Origin of the sequence: Xanthobacter pseudotagetidis (genome assembly GCF_043194795.2) — a bacterium.
GTDB classification, from domain to species: domain Bacteria; phylum Pseudomonadota; class Alphaproteobacteria; order Rhizobiales; family Xanthobacteraceae; genus Xanthobacter; species Xanthobacter tagetidis_A.
Window position 1 is genome coordinate 2,819,073 of the sequence record NZ_CM195534.1, and the last position, 16,081, is coordinate 2,835,153.

The following is a 16,081-nucleotide window of genomic DNA, read 5'->3' on the forward strand; positions in this document are numbered from 1 at the left end:
CGCCCTCGGCGCCGCTTCGCGCTAGAGAGGCAGCATTCGCGTTTGCGTTGCATCATGAGGGATGAGGCCTGCGGGGCGGCAGGCGCTTCGACCATCGGGGGAGCAGGACGGCATGTGCGGCATCGTCGGCATTCTGGGCAAGAGCGCGGTGGCGGAGAAGGTGGTCGAATCCCTGCGCCGCCTCGAATATCGCGGCTACGACTCGGCCGGCGTCGCCACCCTTGAGCACGGCCATCTGGAGGTGTGCCGCGCCGAGGGCAAGCTGAAGAACCTGGAGCACAAGCTCGACAAGCATCCCATGGGCGGGCATTCCGGCATCGGCCACACCCGCTGGGCCACGCACGGAAAGCCCTCCGAGCGCAACGCCCATCCCCACGCCACCAAGCGCGTCGCCGTGGTTCACAACGGCATCATCGAGAATTTCCGCGAGCTGAAGGCCCAGCTGGAAGCCGAGGGCGTCGCCTTTAAGAGCGACACCGATACCGAGATCGTGGCCCAGCTGGTGGACCGGCAGCTGCTGGCCGGCAAGGGCCCGGTGGCGGCGGTGGCGGCGGTGCTGCCGCGGCTCAAGGGCGCGTTCGCCCTCGGCTTCCTGTTCGACGGCGAGGCCGACCTGATGATCGCCGCCCGGCGCGGCTCGCCGCTCGCCATCGGCTACGGCGACGGCGAGATGTTCCTCGGCTCGGACGCCATCGCCCTTGGCCCGTTCACCGACCGCATCTCCTATCTGGAGGAGGGCGACTGGGCGGTGCTGACCCGCGAAGGCGTGGAGATCCGCGACGAGACCGGCCGCATCGTCGAGCGGCCGATCCAGAAGGTGCCGGCGGGCGCGCTGCTGGTGGACAAGGGCAACCACCGCCACTTCATGGCCAAGGAGATCTACGAGCAGCCGGAGGTGATCGCCCACACCTTCTCGCACTATCTCGACCTTGCGGCCGAGACCGTGTCGCTGCCGGAGCTGCCCTTCGACCTTGCGCAGATCCAGCACATCTCCATCACCGCCTGCGGCACCGCGCTCTATGCCGGGGCGGTCGCGGAATACTGGCTGGAACGCTTCGCCCGCGTGCCGGTCTCCACTGACATCGCCTCCGAGTTCCGCTACCGCGAGACGCCGCTGACCCCTGGCGGGCTCACCATCGTCATCTCCCAGTCGGGCGAGACGGCGGACACGCTGGCGTCCCTGCGCTACGCCAAGGAGTGCGGGCAGAAGGTGCTGGCGGTGGTGAACGTGCCCACCTCCACCATCGCCCGCGAGGCGGACGCGGTGCTGCCGATCCTTGCCGGTCCGGAGATCGGCGTCGCCTCCACCAAGGCGTTCACCTGCCAGCTGGCGACGCTCGCCTGCCTCTCGGTCGCCATCGGCCGGGCCAAGGGCCTGCTCTCGCAGGACGACGAGCACCGGCTGGTGCGCGCCTTCATGGAGGTGCCGCGCCTGATGACCGAGGCGCTGAAGCTCTCGCCCGAGATCGAGGTGCTCTCGCGCACCCTCGCCAAGGCGCAGGACGTGCTCTATCTCGGCCGCGGCACCAATTTCCCGCTGGCGCTCGAAGGGGCGCTGAAGCTGAAGGAAATCTCCTACATCCACGCCGAGGGCTATGCCGGCGGCGAGCTCAAGCACGGCCCCATCGCGCTCATCGACGAGACCATGCCGGTGGTGGTGATCGCCCCTCACGACCGCATCTTCGACAAGACCGTCTCCAACATGGAGGAGGTGGCGGCGCGCGGCGGCAAGATCATCCTCGTCACCGATCCCAAGGGCGCGGACGAGGCCCATGTGGACGCGGTGCAGAAGCTGATCCTGCCGGAGATGCCGGCGACCGTGTGCCCGATGGTCTATTCGATCCCGGTGCAGCTCATCGCCTACCATACGGCCGTCATCATGGGCACCGACGTCGACCAGCCGCGCAACCTGGCGAAATCCGTGACGGTGGAATAGCGGCCGCCGGGGTCGTGCCGCGGCGCGCCATCCTGAGGGATCGCGGGCCGCGTTTGGTACCGAATGTTTCGCCTGTAGCCGCTTTTCGCGCCAAGGAGCCAAGGCCGCGCCATGCCCGCCGCCACGCTGCCCATCGTCATGAACATCGCCCTCGCGGCGCTGTTTGGGGCGAGCTACGTGGCGATCGCCGTGCTCCATCGTTCGCAGCGCGCGGCGGTGTGGTTCGCGGCGAGCTATTTCGTCGGCATGCTGACGCCGATCGGCATGCTCGGGCTCTCCTACACCGACTGGTCGCGGCCGTTCGGCGCCATGGTGTTCTTCGGCTTCGCCAGCGGCCTGCTGTTGATGGTTCCGGGGCTCGCCGTGTTCTATCGGCAGCCGATTCCCTGGCGCGTGATCGCGGCGGTGGCGGTCGCGACCTTCATCGCCGCCTACGCGCTGAACCGCATGGATCGCAACACGCTCGCCTACACCCTGACCTACCAGCTGCCGTTCATGCTGGCCTCTGCCGCCAGCACCTGGATGGTGCTCAAGGGCAGCCCGCGGCAGGCCAACGATCTGGTCCTGGCGGCGCTGTTCGCGCTCATCACCGTGCATTTCCCCATCAAGGCGGTGGTGGCCGCCATGCTCGGCACCGGGCCGACGCCCGGGCACTACATCCGGTCCACCTATGCGCTGCTGTCCCAGGTGAGCACCGCCATTCTCCTGGTCGCGACCGGCCTCGCGCTGCTCATCAACGCCACCCTGGCGGTGTTCCGGGACAGCCAGCGCGCCGCCGAGACCGATGCGCTGGCGGGCATCCTCAACCGCCGCGGCTTCGAGATCCGCGCGGCGCGCCTGCTGGAGCAGGGCCGCGGCAAGGGCATCCCCGCCGCTCTGCTGCTGATCGACATCGACCACTTCAAGAACATCAACGACACCCTCGGCCATGCCGCGGGCGACCGGGCGATCCGCGCGCTGGCGACGACATTGGCCGATGTGACGCCTCAGTCAGCGGTCCTGGGCCGGGTCGGGGGCGAGGAGTTCGCCGTGCTGCTCGACCGCGCGACGCGGGAGATGGCCCGCCACCAGGCCGAGGCGATCCGCCAGGCGGTGCTTTCCAGCCGCGACGCGGGCGTGCCGCCGCTGACGGTCAGCATCGGCGTCGCCGCGGTCGGCCCGGCGGAGCGGCTGTCCACCGCGCTGGAGCGGGCGGATGCGGCGCTCTATGACGCCAAGCGTTCCGGCCGCAACCGGGTCTGCATCCATCACGAGGCGCCCATCCTGGTCGCAAGCCAGGATCTCGCCGTGCGGGACGGAGAGGGCGGCGAGAGCGCGGCCCGATCAAATTGAAACGAGCCGACCAGTGAATCGCCCCTCGCTTTATGGAAAGAGAACGCGCTTTCCGCTCGGCTTGCGGCGCAGGCCGAATGGCGCGTGCTCCAGACGCGCCGGCGACCGAACCGCGCTATGAACGGCGGACACACTCGAATCGGAAATCGGGCGCCATGACCGCCACGCCGGACAAGCCGCATATCGCGCGGGAGCTGTTCCTGCTGCTTCTCCTCGCCACGCTGTGGGGATCTTCCTTCACCTTCATCAAGGTCGGGGTCCACACCATCCCGCCGGTGACCCTGATCGCCGCGCGCACGCTGATCGCTGGCGCCATCCTGCTGGTGCTGCTGCGCTGGCGCGGCCTCGCCATGCCGCGCGACCACGCCATGTGGCGCCGCTTCATGGTCCAGGCCGCCATCAACAGCGTCATCCCCTACGCCCTGATCGCCTACGCGGAGCAGACGACCGATGCCGGGATGGCGGCGATCCTAAACTCGACCTCGCCCATCTTCGCCTTCCTCATCACCGCCCTCGTGACGCGCCACGAAGTGGTGACGGCGCGCAAGCTGTTCGGCGTGGCGGCCGGGCTCGCGGGGACCGCCCTGGTGATCGGGACCGGTGCGCTGAAGGGCATCGGCGTCCAGTTCTGGAGCGAGCTGGCGCTGGTCGGGGCGGCGGCCTGCTACGGCGTCTCCGCCATCTTTGGCAAGGGCTTCCGCGGGCTCGATTCCATGGTGCCAGCCGCCGGGTCGATGATCTGCGGGGCGGTGGTGCTGGTGCCGGCGAGCCTTCTGCTCGACCGTCCCTGGACCTTGTCGCCGTCCCGCGATTCCGTCCTGGCGCTGCTTGCGCTCTCGGTGTTCTCCACCGCGATCGCCTTCGTGATCTATTTCCGCCTGCTGCGCACGCTGGGATCGGTGGGGGCGACCGCGCAGGCCTATCTGCGCGTGCCCATCGGCGTGGCCGTCGGCGTCGTGTTCCTGGGCGAGAGCCTGTCGCCGACCGCGTGGATCGGCCTCGCCTGCGTCATCGCCGGGGTCGCGGCGATGACGCTGCCCCAGCGGATCAGCGGTTCGGCCGCGTCAGCATGAACACCGCGAGCACGGCGAACAGGGTGGCGAGGACGATCAGCAGGATGCGCGGCGCGCCGAAATACCAGGCGCCCGTCAGCGTGCCGATGAAGCTGGACATGGCGAGCGCCTTGGCCACCGGCGGGATGGCGCCGGTGGCCTTCCAGCGGGCGACGCTCGGCCCGAGATAGGGGTGGGCGAGTAGCCACGCCTCGAAGCGCGGCGAGGAGCGGGCGAAGCACCAGGCGGCGAGGATCAGGAACACCGTTCCCGGCAGCATGGGCACCACCATGCCGATGGCGCCCACCACCAGGAACAGGCAGCCGGCCGCGAACAGCATCCGGCGATAGAGGGCCTCGCGCGCGAACCAGCGCCGGGTCGCGCTCACCGTTGTGGTGGCCTCTTCCCCGCGCGCTGCTGGCGAATGCGGGTCGGGCTGCGCCTTGGCAGGCATCTTCGGGTCCCTGGCGTTCACGTTCTCTGCCGCCTCATCCCGCGCCGAGCAGGCGCATGGCCGCGTCGCGCTCATGCAGATAGAGCAGGGTGCGCAGCCCGTCCGCAACCGGCGCGGTCAAATCGGGGTCCTGCCGGACCAGGGTGGCGGCGAGGCGGCGGGCGGTCTCCATGTCGGCGGAATGCACGTCGAGCCGGGCGATGCGGAACCCCGGCATGCCGCTCTGGCGGGTGCCGAGCACGTCGCCCTCACCGCGCAGCCTCAGGTCCTCCTCGGCGATGCGGAACCCGTCCTGGCTCTCGCGCAGGATGGCGAGGCGCGCCTTGGCGGTCTCGCCCAGCGGCGCGCGGTAGAGCAGCAGGCAGGTGGACGGCTTGTCGCCGCGTCCCACGCGCCCGCGCAGCTGGTGCAGCTGGGCGAGGCCGAAGCGCTCGGCATGCTCGATCACCATGATGGTGGCCTCGGGCACGTTGACGCCCACCTCCACCACCGTCGTGGCGATGAGAAGCTGCGTCTCGCCGGCGGCGAATCGCGCCATGGCCGCATCCTTCGCGGCGCCGGACATGCGGCCGTGGACCAGGTCGACCTTGCCCCCGAAGCGGGCCTTGAGCGCCTCGAAGCGCTCGGTGGCGGCGGCGAGGTCCGAGGTGTCGGTCTCCTCCACCAGGGGGCAGATCCAGTAGGCGCGGGCGCCCGAGGCCATGGCGCGGCCGACCGCCTCCACCACCTCGTCGAGCCGGTCGAGGGGGACGGCGCGGGTGTCGATCTCCTGCCGGCCGGGCGGCTTCTCGCGCAGCTCGCTCGCCTCCATGTCGCCGAACAAGGTGAGCACCAGGGTGCGCGGGATCGGCGTCGCCGTCATCACCAGCATGTCCACGGCCTCGCCCTTGCGCGCGAGCGCGAGGCGCTGCTCGACGCCGAACCGGTGCTGCTCGTCCACCACGGCCAAAGCGAGGTCGGCGAAGGCGACGTCGTCCTGGATCAGGGCATGGGTTCCCACGACCAGGCCGGTCCGCCCCTCGGCGAGGCCGGCGAGAATCTCGGCGCGGGCGCGCCCCTTCTCCCGGCCGGTGAGGAGCGCGACCGGAATCCCGGCAGCCGCGGCGAGCGGGGCGATGGTCTCCAGATGCTGGCGCGCCAGGATCTCCGTGGGCGCCATGATGGCCGCCTGCCGTCCGGCCTCCAGGGCGATGGCGGCGGCGAGCAGCGCCACCACCGTCTTGCCGGAGCCCACGTCGCCCTGGATCAGGCGCAGCATGCGGGTGGGGGCGGCCAGATCTGCGGCGATGGCGGCGAGCGCCGCCTCCTGCGCGCCCGTCAGGGTGAAGGGCAAGGCGGCGCGGATGCGCGCCGCGATGCGCCCGTCGCCCGCCGTCGCGCGTCCGCCGGCCTTGATCTCGCGCGCGCGGGCGAGCGCAAGGCTCATCTGGTGCGCGAGCAGCTCGTCGAGCGCGAGACGGCGCCAGGGCAGGCCGGTCGGCTGCGCGTCCGCCGGGCTCTGCGGCCGGTGCAGGCGCTCCAGCGCCTCCCTGAAGGAGGGCAGGCCGCTGCCCGGCGAGACGCTGGGGAGCCATTCGGCGAGGTCGGGCACCCGCCCGAGCGCCGCCGCCATGGCGCGTCGCAGATGCCCGGCGTGAAGCCCTTCCACCAGCGGATAGATCTGCTCCACCGGGGGGAGGCGGGCGAGCCCGGCGGCGTCGAGCACGCGATCGGGATGCACCATCTGCCGCAGGCCGTCATAGCGCTCGATCTTCCCGCACAGCCAGCGCGTCGCGCCCTCGGGCAGCATGTGGGCGATGCGGGCGGGATCGGCCTTGAAATGCACCACCACGAGGTCGCCGCTCGCATCGGAGACGAACGTGCGGTGCGGCGCGCGGCTGCCTTGCGGGGGAGGCTGGTGGCCGTCGACGCGCACTTCCAGCGTCACGTCCTCGCCATCCCGCGCGGCGGCGATGGTCGGCCGGGCGCGGCGGTCGACGAAGCCGGAGGGCATGTGGAACAGGAGGTCCACCACCCGCGGCGTCTCCCGTCCCAGCAGGCGCGCGAACGGGCGGATGGTCTTCGGGCCGATGCCGTCGAGGCTTGTGAGCGGCGCGAACAGGGGGTCGAGGGCAGCCGGGCGCATGGCGCCGGGAGGGTGGCCGAGCCGGCCCGCCGGCGCAAGGGCCGAAACCGGGCGCCGCAAGCGCCGCGAGGGGGGCGCGCGAAGCCGAACCTGCGGCGGAACTTGAACCCGGGAGAAATCTGTTATGTTTCCCATGGGGTAATCGGTGCGTATGGACAAGCGTGATGAATCAGATGGGACCGGAGGGCGAGGTCGCGGACAGCGAGAAGGCCGAGCGGATGGCGTTCATCCTCGGCCTGCGTCAGCGCGGGCTTCGCGACGTGGCGGTGCTGCGCGCCATGGAGCTGGTGCCGCGGCCGCTGTTCGTCGATCCGGCGCTGCGCCGCCATGCCTATGACGACGTGGCGCTTCCCATCGCCTGCGGCCAGACCATGTCGCAGCCGAGCCTCGTCGCCGCCATGACCGAGGCGCTCGCGGCGACCGCCGACCACACCGTCCTGGAGGTGGGAACCGGCTCCGGCTACCAGGCGGCCGTGCTCGGGCACCTCGCGGCGCGGGTGGTGACGGTGGACCGCTATCGCTCCCTGGTCGCGGAGGCGCAGACCCGGTTCGAGGTTCTGGGACTGAAGAACGTGACCGCCTATGTGGGCGACGGCATTCTCGGCATGCCCGCCCGCGCCCCCTTCGACCGCATCATGGTGACCGCCTCGGCGCCCGACATCCCCATGGCCCTGGTGGACCAGCTGAAGCTCGGCGGCATCATCGTCATGCCCATCGGCGCGCCGGACGAGGCGCAGACCATCGTCCGCTACGTCAAGGAACAGGCGGGGCGGAGCCGGACCGAGATCATGAAGGCGCGTTTCGTGCCGCTGGTCCCTGGCGCGGCGGCAACACTCTGACGCAACTTGGGGTACTGAGGTATCATCATGCGCTGAGCCATTGGCAACGCCGTTGCGCTGCACTATCCAGCATCGAGTCTCATCGGGTTCGGAGTGGATCGTGCGCGTCTTGCGCCAGTTGCGGGTTCTTCTTGCTTGCGCGCTCGTTGCCGGCCTTGTCGCCGGCTGCGCCAGCCGGCCATCCGGTGTCCTGATCCCGGTCCCCGATTCCGTGCCCGGCACCAGCCGGGTGAACATGGTGGTGGCCACCGTGCGCAAGCGCGTGGACACGCCCGACATCTTCTCCGGCGAGCGCGGCTGGCACCCGTCCTATGCCGAGGTGACCGTCTCCATTCCGCCGGACGGCGCCCGCAAGGTCGGCGACGTGCAATGGCCGCGCGCGGTTCCCGGCAATCCCGCCACCGACTTCGTCACCACCAAGCTCGACGAGCTGACCCAGGACCAGGCCGTCTCCTGGTTCCACGACCGCATCCAGAAGACGCCCGGGCGGCAGGCGCTGGTGTTCGTGCACGGCTTCAACCAGCGCTTCGACGACGCGGTGTTCCGCTTCGCCCAGATCGTCCATGACTCCGGCGCCGACGTGACGCCGGTGCTGTTCACCTGGCCCTCGCGCGGCTCGATCCTCGCTTACGGCTACGACCGCGAGAGCACCTCCTACTCGCGCGACAGCCTGGAGCGCATGCTCACCTTCATGGCCAAGGACCCGAAGGTGGGGGAGATTTCCATCCTCGCGCACTCCATGGGCAATGTGGTGACGCTGGAGGCGCTCCGGCAGATGGCGATCCGCAACGGCCGCATCCTGCCCAAGATCAAGTATGTGATGCTCGCCGCCCCCGACGTGGACGTGGACGTCTTTCACACCATCATGCGCGAGCTGGGCGAGCCCAGGCCGCAATTCACGCTGTTCGTGTCGCAGGACGACAAGGCGCTGGCGGTCTCGAAGCGGGTGTGGGGCGACGTGCCGCGCATCGGCCAGGTCAATCCCGAGACCGAGCCCTATCGGACCGAGTTCGAGCGCTACAAGATCAACGTGCTCGACCTCACCAAGCTGAAGACCGACGACCCCCTGGCCCACGGCAAGTTCGCCGCCAGCCCGCAGGTGGTGCAGGCCATCGGCGCCCGCCTCGCCGAGGGGCAGACCATGACCGACAGCCGGGTGGGCGTCGGCGAGCATATCGTCGAGTTCACCACCAATGCCGCTTCCACGGTGGGGCAGGCCGCCGGCCTCGTGATCGCCGCGCCGGTGGCGGTCGTTGACCCGAACACGCGCGAGAATTACGGCCGGCACATGGAAAATCTCGGCAACGCCGCGTCCGACACGGCAAGCTCCGGCAAGCACGTGATGACGACCGCGCCCGGACAGTGAGGGCCGGGCCGGCGCTAAAGCTGAACCTTCGGTTGTTTGCGCAACGTGCTGATATCAACCATATTTTGGGATGCAGACCGCGTGGGGCTTCTGCTCTCCGAGCCCCGCCTCGATCCGACCTTCCCGAACAGGGGCCGCCCATGATCTCCCGCCGCCATCTTCTCCACACCCTTCTCGCCGCGGCCGTGCCGGCGTCGGCCGCCGCGGCGCTGACGGGGCGGGCGGAGGCGCAGCAGTGGCGCCCGCCGAGCCAGCGCTCCACCGCGCCCTCGCTCACCCCGCCGCCGCTGCCGCGCTACGAGCGCCTGCCGCCGCCGCGTCCCGGCTATGTTTGGGTGCCGGGGCACTGGATCTGGAGCAGCCGGGGGCGGCGCTATGTCTGGGTGGACGGGCGCTGGACACGCAACCGGCCGGGCTTCCGCTATGCCGGCTCGCGCTGGGTGTTCCGCAACGGCGAATGGCACTTCGTGCCCGGCCAGTGGGTGCGGTAGGCCCACGCCCGGCGGGCGCGCCGCCGGGCGATCGGCCTCAGCCGTGAGCAGGCGCCGCCTGCGGGCCGTCAGTCGCGTGACAGGCTCAGGTCTGCGCGGCTGGCGCGCGCGTGGCGCTTTTGCCGATGGCGATCCCGGGCTTTTCAATGAAACGGTAGGAGAGGTCGGAGACGAGGAGCGTCAGCGGCACCGTCAGGAAGGTGGTCGCGATCAGCAGCGAGGCCTGGCTCGGCGGGGTGACGACCTGGAACAGGCACCATTGCGCGACGGCGAGCGTGATGATGTGCCAGAGATAGGTCGAATAGGACACCTTGCCGAGCCATTGTATCGACGGCTGGGTGAAGAGGCGGTTGAGGGGGGGCACCGGTCGTAAAATGAGAGCCATGACGGCCGCCCAGATCAGAATGGCCACCTGAGAGCCGATCACGAAGACAAAGGCCGTCATGGATACGGCCAGCACCGCATTTATCCTGGATGGGCGGTTGACGTAGTGCGCCCAGCTGATGCCGACGGCGAAATAGACGATGGCATTGATGAGAAAGGCCTCGTTGAGAACCAGGCGGTGGCGGAGCAGGTAGCCGGCCGCCGCCAGGGAGACGATCGTTATGACGGGCTGCCTCATGAGCGCGAGCACCACAAGCGGCGCGATCAGGTAGAACTGCCATTCCAGCGAGATGCTCCACGCCGTCCCGAGAAAGGCGTAAGCCGCGTTCGGAAGCAGGCGCTGGTCGATGAGGCCATGGAGCATGGGCAGATGCGCGGCCATGTGCGCGAAGAAATGGTCCTCGGTGCTGCGGTATTGCTCGATCAGTCCGGTCGCCCGTTCCGCGGTCGAATAGGGGGCGACCGCCTTCAGGACATCGATCTGCATCCAGTGCAGGGACATCGCGGCCAGCAAGGTGACGAGGAAGACCGGATAAAGCCGCATGAACCGGCGAAACAGGAACGGAGCATACGATTGCTTTGAGTTCATGAGCAAGTGCGTGATGACGAAGCCGCTCAGGATGATGAACACCAGGACGGCCGGCGTTCCCTGCCGAATGAGGGCCAGAGGAAATGGCAGGGTCTCGGGGTGGTAGCCGCTTCGCGACAGGATATGGGCCGTCACCACCCAGCACGACAGCCAGCCCCGCAATCCTTCAAGTTCCGCGAAGTGCTTCATTGGGCAGCCCTGATCGGTGCGCTAGCGGTTTCTGCGAACGCATCGAACAGGAGTCGGTGGATTTCACGCTCCGGAAAGCCCTGCGCTGGCTGGCTTCGTCCCCGCTCCTGGCCAGCCGGCAGCGCTCGCAACGCCCACGCGCCCCCCGGCGACGAGCTCTTCAAGCTTGACTAGATCGAAGCTTAGTCCCGCCGATCTGGTCGCACAAGGCGCGCGAGACGCGGGTCCATTGCAATTATAGGCCGAAGTCGCCAGCGTCCCACGGCCTGAACGGACAGGCCGGGGGCCGAGCCGTGGCGACGGGCGGCTCAGACCTCCAGGAAGCGCAGCGCCAGCGTGCGGTCGGCCCTCAGCTCGGCCGTGGTGCCGCTCCAGGCGAGCCGGCCGCCCTCGATCACCGCGTGCCGTTCGGCGATGCGCAGCAGCGCCTCCAGGTTCTTGTCCACCACCAGGATGGCGAGGCCGTCCGCCCGAAGCGCCGCGATGGCGGACCAGATCTCGGCGCGAATGACGGGGGCGAGGCCTTCGGTCGCCTCGTCGAGCACCAGAAGGTCGGGATTGGTCATCAGCGCGCGGGCGATCGCCAGCATCTGCTGCTCGCCGCCGGACAGCTCGGTGCCGAGATTTCCGCGCCGCTCCCTGAGGCGCGGAAAGAGGCCGTAGGCCCGGCTTAGGGTCCAGCCCTCCGGCCGGGGCCGGGCGGTGGCGACGAGATTCTCCTCCACCGTGAGGCGGGGGAAGATCTGCCTGCCCTCGGGAACGTATCCGAGGCCGGCCGCGGCGACGAGGTGCGGCGCCGCCCCCGTCATGTCCCGGCCCTTCACGCGGATGGTGCCGGCCTTGGGCTTCAGCAGGCCGAACAAGGCGCGCAGGGTGGTGGTCTTGCCCATGCCGTTGCGGCCCATGAGCGTCACCACCTCGCCCGGCATCACCCGCAGCGCCATGGCGAACAGCACCTGCGCCCCGCCATAGCCGCAGTCCAGCGCCTCTATCTCCACCAGCGGCGTCATCAGACCGCGTCCTCCTCGCCCAGATAGGCCCGGCGCACCACCGGGTCGCGGCGCACCGCGTCGGGAGCGCCGGTGATGGCGAGCGCGCCGGAGATCAGCACGCTGATGCGGTCGGCGAGCGCGAAGACGGTCGCCATGTCGTGCTCCACCAGGAGGATCGGGATGCGGCCCTTGAGGCCGGCGAGCAGGGCGGTGAGCCGCTCGCCCTCGGCCCGGCCGGTGCCGGCCATGGGCTCGTCCAGGAGCAGGAGCTTCGGCTCCTGCACCAGGCTCATGGCGAGCTCGAGGGCGCGCCGCTCGCCGTGGGAGAGGGCGGAGGCCGCCTCGCCCACGCGCGCGGCGAGGCCCACGCGCTCCAGCATGGCGCGCGCCTTCTCCAGCGCGGCGCGGTCGGCGAGCGCCGGGCGCCAGAAGCTGAGCGTGCGCCCCTCGGCGACGATGGCGGCGAGCGCCACGTTCTCCAGCGCCGTGAAGGCCCCCACCACGTTGGAGATCTGGAACACCCGCCCGAGCCCCAGCCGCGCCCGCTGCGCCATGCCGAGGCCGGTGACGTCGGCGCCGGCGAAGCGGATGCGGCCGGCGTCGGGCGCGGTCGCGCCGGCGATCTGGGCGATGAGCGTGGTCTTGCCGGCGCCGTTCGGCCCGATCAGGGCATGGACCTCGCCGGGGCGCACGTCGAGCGAGACGTCCTGCGTCACCTTGAGCGCGCCGAACGCCTTGCTGAGATGCTCCAGCGCCAGGATCGGCGCGCTCACCGCCGGCTCAGCCATGGGGCGCACCCCGGAGGAGCCGCCCCAGATCGGCGCCGCGCAGCAAGACCGCCGCGAGGATGGCCAGGCCGAGGCCGAGCTTCCAGAACTCGGTGAAGTGGCCCAGCGTCTCGTCGATCAGCATCACCACCACGGCGCCGAGCACCGCGCCGCCGAGGCGCGTGGTGCCGCCCAGAACCACCATCACGATCAGCTCGCCGGAGACGTGCCAGTTCATGGTCGCGGGGGAGACGTACTCCACCTGGTTCGCCAGCAGCACGCCGGCGAGGCCGGCGATGCCGCCCGCCACCGCCAGCGCCAGCAGGCGGTGCACGAACGGATCGAGGCCGAGCGCGGCGAGCTTCAGCTCGTTGGCGCGGCCGGTCCGCAGCATCAGCCCGAACGGGGCGGCCGACAGGCGCTCCAGCACCAGGAGCGCGATGCCGAGGACGGCGATGGCGAACATGGCGAGGTCGGTGTCGGTGCGCAGGAAGCGCAGCCCGAAAAAGGTCGAGCGGGCGGCGATGCCGAGGCCGTCGTCGCCGCCGAACGCCGACAGGCTCCCCGCCACGTAGAACAGCATCTGCGCGAAGGCGAGGGTGATCATGATGAAGTAGACGCCGCGCGTCCGCAGCGCGATCACGCCGGTGCCGGCGGACCACAGCGCCGCGGCGGCGAAGCCGAGCGGGAACAGGACCAGCGCGTTGGTGACGCCGTATTCGCCCGCGATCAGGACCACATAGGCGCCGATGCCGAGGGGCGCCGCATGGCCGAAGCTGACCAGGCCGGCCTGGCCGATGAGGAAGGAGAGCGAGACCGCCGCCAGCGCCAGGATCGCGGTGCGGGCGATGATGGTGGGCGCGTAGCCGGAGCCGGACCAGACCGCGGCCGCCAGCGCGGCGGCGAACAGGGCCGCGAGCACCCAGGGCCGCTGGAGGAAGGCGAGGACGGCAGCGGCCGGAGCCGGGCGCGCGGCGCGCGTCGGGACCGCGCTCACGAGGGTCGCCCGCCGAACAGGCCCGCGGGCCGGAAGCTGAGCACCAGCGCCATCAGCAGGTAGATCAGCATGGAGGAGAGCGTCGGTCCGGCGGTGGCGGCGGCCGACTTGCCCACCAGCGCCCGCAGCAGGTCCGGCAGGAAGGCGCGGCCGAGCGTGTCCACCAGCCCGACGAGGATCGCGGCGACGAACGCGCCCTTGATGGAGCCGATGCCGCCGATCACCACCACCACGAAGGCGAGGATCAGCACCTTGTCGCCCATGGTGGGCTCCACCGACACCAGCGGCCCGGCCATCGCCCCGGCGAGCCCTGCCAGCATGGCGCCGAAGGCGAACACGAACAGGAACAGCCGGTCGATGTCGACCCCCAGCGCCGAGACGGTCTCGGGATGGGTGGAGCCGGCGCGCACCAGCATGCCGGCGCGGGTGCGGTTGACCAGGAACCACAGCAGCACGGCGACGGCGATCCCGACCGCGAGGATGACAAGCCGCCACACCGGATAGTTCAGCCCCTCGAACAGCGTCACCGAGCCGTTGAGGGCCGCCGGCACGGGGAAGGGCAGGGGCGCCGAGCCGAAGATCATGCGCACGCCCTCGGTCACCACCAGGATGAGGCCGAAGGTGGCGAGCACCTGCTCCAGGTGGTCGCGCCGAGTCAGATGCCGGAACACCAGCACCTCCATCACGAACCCCAGCGCCAGCGCCGCGAGGAGCCCGAGCGCCAGCCCCAGGGCGAAGCTGCCGCTCCAGGCCGAGAGCACCGCCACCAGGTACGCGCCCAGCATGTACTGGACGCCGTGGGCGAGGTTGATGAAGTCCATGACGCCGAACACCAGCGTCAGCCCGGCCGCGACCAGGAACAGGATCACGCCCAGTTGCAGGCCGTTCAGGAGCTGGGAGATGAACAGGGCCGCGGTCATGGGTCCGGTGTGGGCTCTCTGGGGGCTTCGGGATGGTCAGGGTCGAGCGAGGCGCCGTGAGGCTGCGCCGCTGCGCCGGGCGTCTTGCTCGCTCCCTCTCCCGCTTGCGGGGGAGGGCCGGGGAGGGGGCCGCCGCCGCGGACAAGAGCCCCGACGCTTCAGATCGAGAAGGGAACTTCCCCCTCCCAGCCCTCCCCCGCAAGCGGGAGAGGGTTCTGCGTCGCGCCCGGCCGGGCGCGCAGGCAGGAATGCCCCGCGAGGCGGACGGCCTATTTCAGCGGGCACTCGCCCACATAGGCGTCGGCGGCATTGTCGAACACCTTGGACTGGATCTGCGTGGCATAGCGCCCGTCGGGCCGCTTCACCGCCTTCACCACATAGAAGTCCTGGATCGGGAAGCCGTTGGTGTTGAAGGAGAAGTCGCCGCGCACCGACTTGAAGGGCGCCGAGGCCAGCGCCTTGCGGAACGCCTCCTTGTCGGCGACCTTGCCGCCGGTGGCCTTCAGCGCGCCGTCGATCAGCATGGCGGCGTCGTAGCCCTGGGCCGCGTAGAGCGAGGGCACCACGCCGTATTCCTTCTCGTAGGCGGCGACGAAGGCCTTGTTCTGCGGCGTGTCGAGGTCGGGCGCCCATTCGGCGCCGGAGAGCAGGCCCACCGCCGCGTCCTGGGTGGCGGGAAGGGTGGTCTCGTCTATGGTGAAGGACGACAGGAACGGGATCTGCCCGGCAAGTCCCGCCTGCTGGTACTGCTTGACGAGGTTCACGCCCATGCCGCCGGGCATGAAGGTGAAGATGGCGTCGGGCTTCGCCGCCTGGATCTTGGCGAGCTCGGCGGAGAAGTCGAGCTGGCCGAGCTGGGTGAAGATCTCCTCCACCACCTCGCCCTTGTAGTGGCGCTTGAAGCCGGCCATGGCGTCCTTGCCGGCCTGGTAGTTGGGCGTGATCAGGATCACCCGCTTGAAGCCCTTGTCCTGGGCGTACTGGCCCATGACCGAATGCACTTGGTCGTTCTGGTAGGAGGCGGAGAAGAAATAGGGCGAGCAGCCCTTGCCGGCGAGCGGGGAGGGGCCGGCATTGGCGGAGATCAGGAAGGTCTCGTTGGCGAGCACCGGCTTCTGGATCGCCATCAGCACGTTCGAGAACACGGTGCCGGCGACGATGTCCACCTTGTCGCGCTCCAGCAGCGCCTTGACCTTGGAGACGGCGACGTCAGGCTTCAGCTCGTCGTCGACCACGACCACCTCGGCGGGCTGGCCGCCGAGCTTGCCGCCCAGCTCCTTCACCGCCAGCAGGAAGCCGTCGCGCATGTGGACGCCCAGCGCCGCCGGCGGGCCGGAAAGCGTGGAGACGAAGCCCACCTTGACCGGGTCCGCCAGCGCGGCCGCCGGGGCGGCGAGCATGGTGGCGGCCAGGGCGGTGGAGGCGAGGGCCAAGGCGAGAAGGCGCTTGGTCGGCGAAACGGGCATCGTTGCGTGTCCTTCCGTTCAGGGGCGGGCCTGCCTCCGCCGCCGCGCCGTCATGCGGCCGTTCCGGCACGCATGGCGTCGGCGGGACAAAGGCGCCGGCCCGAAGAGACCTGTGGGTTTGCTATAGAAGGTTTTCGCATTGTCAGGGAGGGGAGCTGACGCAGCGAAGACCGCCGGGCTGG

14 protein-coding genes are annotated in these 16,081 nt (G+C 70.1%); 6 read left to right on the plus strand and 8 right to left on the minus strand.

The genetic code is table 11. The annotated features are described in order from the left end of the window. Nucleotides 1-112: 112 nt before the first annotated feature. The 3 genes from glmS (at nt 113) to V5F67_RS12895 (ending at nt 4,341) form a co-directional block, all read left to right on the plus strand. Nucleotides 113-1,936, plus strand: coding sequence for a glutamine--fructose-6-phosphate transaminase (isomerizing) (gene glmS, locus V5F67_RS12885; RefSeq protein WP_394017465.1), 1,824 nt, complete (start codon nt 113-115; stop codon nt 1,934-1,936). 111 nt (nt 1,937-2,047) lie between these two features. Then, entirely contained in the window at nt 2,048-3,268 is a 1,221-nt protein-coding gene (locus V5F67_RS12890) for a GGDEF domain-containing protein (protein WP_394017464.1), read from the plus strand. A 155-nt stretch (nt 3,269-3,423) separates the two neighbouring features. After that, the gene (locus V5F67_RS12895; RefSeq protein ID WP_394017463.1) at nt 3,424-4,341 is read left to right on the plus strand and encodes a DMT family transporter; all 918 of its coding nucleotides are present in this window, start codon (nt 3,424-3,426) and stop codon (nt 4,339-4,341) included. Here the strand turns inward: V5F67_RS12895 and V5F67_RS12900 are convergent. Further along, on the minus strand, nt 4,316-4,774 hold the full coding sequence (locus V5F67_RS12900; protein WP_509210569.1) for a DUF454 family protein: 459 nt from the start codon (nt 4,772-4,774) through the stop codon (nt 4,316-4,318). The two genes, V5F67_RS12895 and V5F67_RS12900, sit on opposite strands and share 26 nt — an antisense overlap. A gap of 34 nt (nt 4,775-4,808) precedes the next feature. Further along, the gene (recG, locus tag V5F67_RS12905) at nt 4,809-6,899 is read right to left on the minus strand and encodes an ATP-dependent DNA helicase RecG (protein WP_394017461.1); all 2,091 of its coding nucleotides are present in this window, start codon (nt 6,897-6,899) and stop codon (nt 4,809-4,811) included. 164 nt (nt 6,900-7,063) lie between these two features. Between recG and V5F67_RS12910 the strand changes: the two genes are divergently transcribed. The 3 genes from V5F67_RS12910 to V5F67_RS12920 all read left to right on the plus strand — a co-directional run bounded on the left by V5F67_RS12910 (nt 7,064) and on the right by V5F67_RS12920 (nt 9,595). Beyond that, the gene (locus V5F67_RS12910) at nt 7,064-7,738 is read left to right on the plus strand and encodes a protein-L-isoaspartate(D-aspartate) O-methyltransferase (protein ID WP_394017460.1); all 675 of its coding nucleotides are present in this window, start codon (nt 7,064-7,066) and stop codon (nt 7,736-7,738) included. Nucleotides 7,739-7,838: 100 nt separating this feature from the next. After that, the gene (locus V5F67_RS12915) at nt 7,839-9,104 is read left to right on the plus strand and encodes an alpha/beta hydrolase (RefSeq protein ID WP_394017459.1); all 1,266 of its coding nucleotides are present in this window, start codon (nt 7,839-7,841) and stop codon (nt 9,102-9,104) included. Nucleotides 9,105-9,244: 140 nt separating this feature from the next. Then, nucleotides 9,245-9,595, plus strand: coding sequence for a hypothetical protein (locus V5F67_RS12920; RefSeq protein ID WP_394017458.1), 351 nt, complete (start codon nt 9,245-9,247; stop codon nt 9,593-9,595). A gap of 85 nt (nt 9,596-9,680) precedes the next feature. Here V5F67_RS12920 and V5F67_RS12925 read toward each other — a convergent pair whose 3' ends face one another. The 6 genes from V5F67_RS12925 to V5F67_RS12950 all read right to left on the minus strand — a co-directional run bounded on the left by V5F67_RS12925 (nt 9,681) and on the right by V5F67_RS12950 (nt 15,899). Continuing rightward, entirely contained in the window at nt 9,681-10,757 is a 1,077-nt protein-coding gene (locus V5F67_RS12925) for an acyltransferase family protein (RefSeq protein ID WP_394017457.1), read from the minus strand. A 308-nt stretch (nt 10,758-11,065) separates the two neighbouring features. Beyond that, nucleotides 11,066-11,758, minus strand: a complete 693-nt coding sequence (locus V5F67_RS12930) for an ABC transporter ATP-binding protein (RefSeq protein ID WP_394017813.1) — start codon at nt 11,756-11,758, stop codon at nt 11,066-11,068. An 8-nt stretch (nt 11,759-11,766) separates the two neighbouring features. After that, nucleotides 11,767-12,537, minus strand: coding sequence for an ABC transporter ATP-binding protein (locus V5F67_RS12935; RefSeq protein WP_394017456.1), 771 nt, complete (start codon nt 12,535-12,537; stop codon nt 11,767-11,769). Beyond that, nucleotides 12,530-13,513 (minus strand): branched-chain amino acid ABC transporter permease, encoded by a 984-nt coding sequence (locus tag V5F67_RS12940; RefSeq protein WP_394017455.1) that lies wholly within the window; start codon nt 13,511-13,513, stop codon nt 12,530-12,532. The genes V5F67_RS12935 and V5F67_RS12940 overlap by 8 nt, the downstream gene beginning before the upstream one ends. Further along, nucleotides 13,510-14,433 carry a branched-chain amino acid ABC transporter permease gene (locus V5F67_RS12945; protein WP_394017454.1) on the minus strand — a complete coding sequence of 308 codons (924 nt, stop codon included), beginning with the start codon at nt 14,431-14,433 and terminating at the stop codon, nt 13,510-13,512. The genes V5F67_RS12940 and V5F67_RS12945 overlap by 4 nt, the downstream gene beginning before the upstream one ends. A 269-nt stretch (nt 14,434-14,702) precedes the next feature. Beyond that, nucleotides 14,703-15,899, minus strand: coding sequence for an ABC transporter substrate-binding protein (locus tag V5F67_RS12950; RefSeq protein WP_394017453.1), 1,197 nt, complete (start codon nt 15,897-15,899; stop codon nt 14,703-14,705). Nucleotides 15,900-16,081 lie beyond the last annotated feature (182 nt).